Source organism: Mycobacterium sp. NGS54 (genome assembly GCF_059812465.1).
Map to the genome: position 1 here is coordinate 1 of NZ_JCALCS010000020.1, position 1,658 is coordinate 1,658.

General features: G+C 66.9%; 3 protein-coding genes. All 3 read left to right on the forward strand.

Annotated features, from left to right (window positions below):
* The coding region (locus AC5Y5E_RS30325; RefSeq protein WP_499907713.1) for a PPE family protein, SVP subgroup at positions 1–439 on the forward strand (439 nt) is incomplete at its 5' end.
* Between the two features lie 597 nt (positions 440–1,036).
* Entirely contained in the window at positions 1,037–1,297 is a 261-nt protein-coding gene (locus AC5Y5E_RS30330) for a hypothetical protein (RefSeq protein ID WP_499881041.1), read from the forward strand.
* Between the two features lie 107 nt (positions 1,298–1,404).
* On the forward strand, positions 1,405–1,658 hold a 254-nt coding region (locus tag AC5Y5E_RS30335; protein ID WP_499906426.1), incomplete at its 3' end, for a WXG100 family type VII secretion target.

Sequence of the window (1,658 nt, forward strand, 5' to 3'; positions counted from 1 at the left end):
CATGGGCGCGTCAAATTCGGCGGCGCTGGCCGGCCATGTCGCCGGCGCGGCCGATCCGGCGAAGTTTGTCAGCAGCGCCGCTCCGGCGGGCATGGGCAAGGGGCTCGGCGGGATCGGCGGCCTGGGTGGCGCCGAGGCCGGCCTGGGCAAGGCCCGGCTAGTCGGGGCGATGTCGGTGCCCCCGAACTGGCAGGGGTCGGCCCCCTCGCGGATGGTCAGCGCCGCGATGTCGGGCCTGGGCAGCGAGATGCCCGGTGCGGCCGCCGCGGCGGCGGGTGCGCCGATGGGCGGCGGCATGCCGATGATGCCGATGCCGATGGGCGGCGGCATGGGTGCCGGCGCGGGCATGCCCGGCGGGATGATGGGCCGCGGCGGGGCCAGCCCGACGCACGTCATCCAGCAGCGGCCCAGCGTGGTACCGCGTACCGGCGTCGGATAGGCCGTCGGAATACGCGTCTAGCTGGTCCTAATCAGCCACCAAGGGCGCGGGCGACACCTGGGGGAAATGGGTGTTGCTCGCGCCTTCGGCATGTTTACTCGCCGGTGAACCGATTTTTGTCGTCGCGGCACGCTTAAAAACCCGCCCGAATGCGTTCCGAACGCGATTTTGGGATCCGCCGTTAGGGCGTCAATCCCCTGTCGGATGCCATACCCGCGGTCGATTCCAACCCCGAAACCGCGCGGCCGGCGTCCGGGCGTGCGAGCCGGTGCCCCCGGCACCGCGGCCCGCCGCGAAAAGATGTTGTGTGGCAACGACTTCCGGGGCGACGGGCGGGGCGCGCTGCCGCCGGCCGCGCCGGCCGGGATCCGGCCACCGGTTCGCCGATCTTCGCGCACCTGTTCTAAAAGGAGCGAAATCCAACAAACACGGGCATTGTGCGTCGGATTGACTTACGATGCGAAGTACTCGGTGATGGTTTGTTCACCACCGGGTGAGGAATGTACGGAGACGGCTGTGGAAGGGGGCAGCATGCTATTGCCTCTTGGTTCACCGCTGCCGGACGATGCGGTAGCGGCGAAGCGTGGTGAGTCCGGCATGCTCGGCGGCCTATCGGTTCCCCTGAAGTGGGGTGTAGCCGTACCGCCGGATGACTATGACCATTGGGCACCGGAGCCGGAAGAGGGCGCCGATGCCGGCAACACGGGGACCGACGGGCAAAACCCCGAGGCCACCGCAGAGGGCATGGACGAGTGGAACGAATGGGCCGAATGGAGCGAGTGGCAGGGCGAGGCGGAACCTCGCTTCGACTTGCCGCGGACTACCGGCGTGATACCGACTTCTCCAGCAGCCGGCTGAGAGACAGGGAGTATCGGGCCATCGGCTTTCATGCCGCGTAACAGCCAGTTACGACGGCCGACCTGTATCACAAGGCAAGAAATTCATCCAGAAGGAGAAAAGGCAACATGGCAACACGCTTTATGACTGACCCGCATGAGATGCGGGCGATGGCGGGCCGGTTTGAGGTCCACGCGCAGACCGTTGAGGATGAGGCCCGCAAGATGTGGGCGTCGTCGATGAACATCGCCGGTGCGGGCTGGAGTGGCCAGGCGCAGGCGACGTCCTACGACACGATGGGTCAGATGAATCAGGCTTTCCGCAACATCGTGAACATGCTGCACGGTGTGCGTGACGGGCTGATCCGCGACGCGAACAACTA